The organism is Desertihabitans aurantiacus, from assembly GCF_003344635.1.
GTDB classification, from domain to species: domain Bacteria; phylum Actinomycetota; class Actinomycetes; order Propionibacteriales; family Propionibacteriaceae; genus Desertihabitans; species Desertihabitans aurantiacus.
This window is the reverse complement of the sequence record NZ_QPKK01000351.1, coordinates 1-3224: the sequence shown is the minus strand read 5'-3', so window position 1 is coordinate 3224 and position 3224 is coordinate 1. Positions and strand designations below refer to the sequence as shown.

Annotated in this window: 2 protein-coding genes; both read left to right on the top strand. The window is 75.1% G+C overall.

The window, feature by feature from the left end; all coding sequences use genetic code 11:
- The first annotated feature begins 264 nt into the window (after nucleotides 1-264).
- The gene (gene pheS / locus DVA66_RS18705) at nucleotides 265-1347 is read left to right on the top strand and encodes a phenylalanine--tRNA ligase subunit alpha (protein ID WP_114561379.1); all 1083 of its coding nucleotides are present in this window, start codon (nucleotides 265-267) and stop codon (nucleotides 1345-1347) included.
- A partial coding sequence (gene pheT, locus DVA66_RS18700; RefSeq protein WP_114561378.1) for a phenylalanine--tRNA ligase subunit beta occupies nucleotides 1344-3224 on the top strand: 1881 nt, incomplete at its 3' end. The genes pheS and pheT, both read left to right, overlap by 4 nt.

Below are 3224 nucleotides of genomic sequence, written 5' to 3'. Positions count from 1 at the left end.
CGAGGCCGGCGCGCACCGGGTGGCCGTCGTCGGCACCGCCCCGGCCGGCCCGCCCGAGGGTGGGGAGGCCATCGCCGGCCTCGTCACCGAGCTCGGCCGGGCGCGGCAGCTGCTGGGCTGAGCTGGGCCGCGGAACCGGCGCGACACCACCGGGGCGACTCCCTAGACTGGCCCGGGCGCCGGCCCGACCGGTCGGACGCCGTCCGGACCAGACGAGGAGACCAGGTGTCACAGGCCCCCACCCCGGAGGCGACCGGGCAGGACGTGCCCGGCGACAACCCGCTCGCACCCGAGCAGGTGGAGGCCGCGGTCGCCGCGGCCCTCGCCGCCTTCGAGCAGGCCGGCACCACCGCCGAGCTGAAGCAGGCCCGGATCGACCACACCGGCGAGCGTTCGCCGCTGGCCCTGGCCAACCGCGCCATCGGCCGGCTGCCGGGCTCGGAGCGCAAGGAGGCCGGGCAGCGGATCGGGCAGGCCCGCGGACGGGTCTCCCAGGCGCTGGCCGCCCGCGAGGACGAGGTCGTCGCCGCCGAGCTGGAGGCCCGGCTGGCCGCGGAGGCCGTCGACGTCACGCTGCCGGTGGCCAGCCTCCCGGTCGGTGCGGTGCACCCGATCACCGGGCTGATGGACCAGATGTGCGATGTCTTCGTCGGCATGGGCTGGGAGGTCGCCGAGGGCCCCGAGCTCGAGGCGGAGTGGCTGAACTTCGACGCCCTCAACCTCGCCCCCGACCACCCGGCCCGCTCGATGGCCGACACCCTCTTCGTCGAGCCGCTGGACCACCAGACGCTGATGCGCACCCACACCTCGCCGGTGCAGATCCGCACCCTGCTCGACCGCGAGCCGCCGGTGTACGTGGTCTGCCCGGGCAAGGTCTACCGCGCTGACGAGCTGGACGCCACGCACCTGCCGGTGTTCCACCAGATCGAGGGCCTGGTGGTCGACAAGGGCATCACCCTGGCGCACCTGCGCGGCACCCTCGACCACTTCGCCCGCGCCATGTTCGGCGACGTCCGCACCCGGATGCGACCCAGCTACTTCCCCTTCACCGAGCCGTCGGCCGAGATCGACCTGGAGTGCTTCGTCTGCCACGGCACCTCCGTCGGCAACCCCGACGCGCCCTGCCGCACCTGCTCCAGCGAGGGCTGGATCGAGTGGGGCGGCTGCGGGGTGGTCAACCCGCGGGTGCTCACCGCCTGCGGTGTCGACACCGACGTCTACTCCGGGTTCGCCTTCGGGATGGGCATCGACCGCACGCTGATGTTCCGCAACAACGCCGCCGACCTGCGCGACATGGTCGAGGGTGACGTGCGGTTCAGCCGCTCGCTGGTGGGGACGGCCCGATGAGGGCGCCGCTGAGCTGGCTGCGTGAGCACGCGGCCCTGCCCGCCGACCTCGACCCCCGCGAGCTGGCCGACCGGCTGGTCGGCTACGGCCTGGAGGTGGAGACCGTCGAGTCCGCCGGTGCCGACGTCAGCGGCCCGCTGGTGGTCGGACGCGTGCTGGAGCAGACGCCGGAGCCGCAGAAGAACGGCAAGACCATCAACTGGTGCCTGGTCGACGTCGGCGAGCACAACCCCGAGGGCGAGCGCGGACGCGGCATCGTCTGCGGGGCGCACAACTTCGGCGTCGGCGACCTCGTGGTGGTGGCGCTGTCCGGGGCGGTGCTGCCCGGCGACTTCCGGATCAGCGCCCGCAAGACCTACGGCCACGTCTCGGACGGGATGATCTGCTCCGCGGCCGAGCTGGGCCTGCCCGGGGACAGCAGCGGCATCATCGTGCTCGACGGCACCGACGACGACGGCACACCGCTGACCCCCGGCCAGGACGCGCTGGCGCTGCTGCACCTGCGCGACGTGGTGCTCGACATCGCCGTCACGCCCAACCTCGGCTACTGCTTCTCCATCCGCGGGCTGGCCCGCGAGGCCGCGGACGCCTACTCGGTCGACTTCACCGACCCGGTCGACCGGCCGCTGCCGAGCCAGGTCACCGAGGGCCACCCGGTGCGGATCGAGAGCGGGGCCTGCAGCAGCTTCGTCGCGCTCACCGTCACCGGCTTCGACGCCACCCGGCCGAGCCCGCGCTGGATGCAGCGCCGGCTGCAGCTGGCCGGGATGCGCCCGATCTCCCTCGGCGTGGACGTCACCAACTACGTCATGCTCGCCACCGGGCAGCCGCTGCACGGCTACGACGCCCGCCGGTTGCGCGCTGCCGTGGTGGTGCGCCAGGCCACCGAGGGGGAGCGGCTGACCACCCTGGACGGTGTCGAGCGCACGCTCAGCGCCGAGGACCTGGTCATCGCCGACGACTCGGGGGCGATCGGGCTGGCCGGGGTGATGGGCGGCGCGGACACCGAGCTGGCCGACGACACCAGCACCATCGTGCTCGAGGCCGCCTGCTTCGACCCGGTCACGGTGGCCCGCACCTCCCGGCGGCACAAGCTGGGCAGCGAGGCGTCCCGACGCTTCGAGCGCGGCGTCGACCCGCAGGCCGGATACGCCGCGGCCCGGCTCGCCGCCGCCCTGCTGGTCCGCCTCGGCGGGGGCCGGCTGGAGCAGTCGGAGACCGTGCTCGGCTCGGCGCCGGCGGTGCCCGAGCAGCGGATCCCCGCCGACCTGCCCTCCCGCGTCCTCGGGATCGAGGTGCCGACCGAGCGGGTGCTCACCCTGCTCCGCGCCGGCGGCACGGCGGCCGAGCTGGACGGCGACGCCCTGGTGCTCACGCCGCCGAGCTGGCGCTCCGACCTGCGCGACCCCTACGACTGGGCCGAGGAGGTCGGACGGAAGGTCGGCGTGGACACCATCCCGCCGGTGCTGCCCGTCCCGCCGGCCGGGCGCGGGCTGACCGTGGAGCAGCGGGCCCGGCGCGCGGTCAACCAGGCGCTGGCCGCCACCGGCCACGTCGAGGTGCTCAACCTGCCGTTCCTCTCCGAGGCCGACCTCGACCGGCTCCTGCTGCCGGCCGACGACGACCGGCGCAGCGTGGTGACGCTGGCCAACCCGCTGGCCGACACCGCCCCGCACCTGCGCACCACGCTGCTGCCGGCGCTGCTGCACGCGGTCGCGCGCAACGCCAGCCGGGGCACCCCCGACCTCGCCGTGCACGAGATCGGCTCGGTCTTCCGGGCCCGGCCCGGACGCGGGGTCGCCCCCCGACCGGAGGTCACGCGGCGGCCGAGCGAGGCCGAGATCGCCGCGCTGGACGCCGCCCTGCCCGACCAGCCG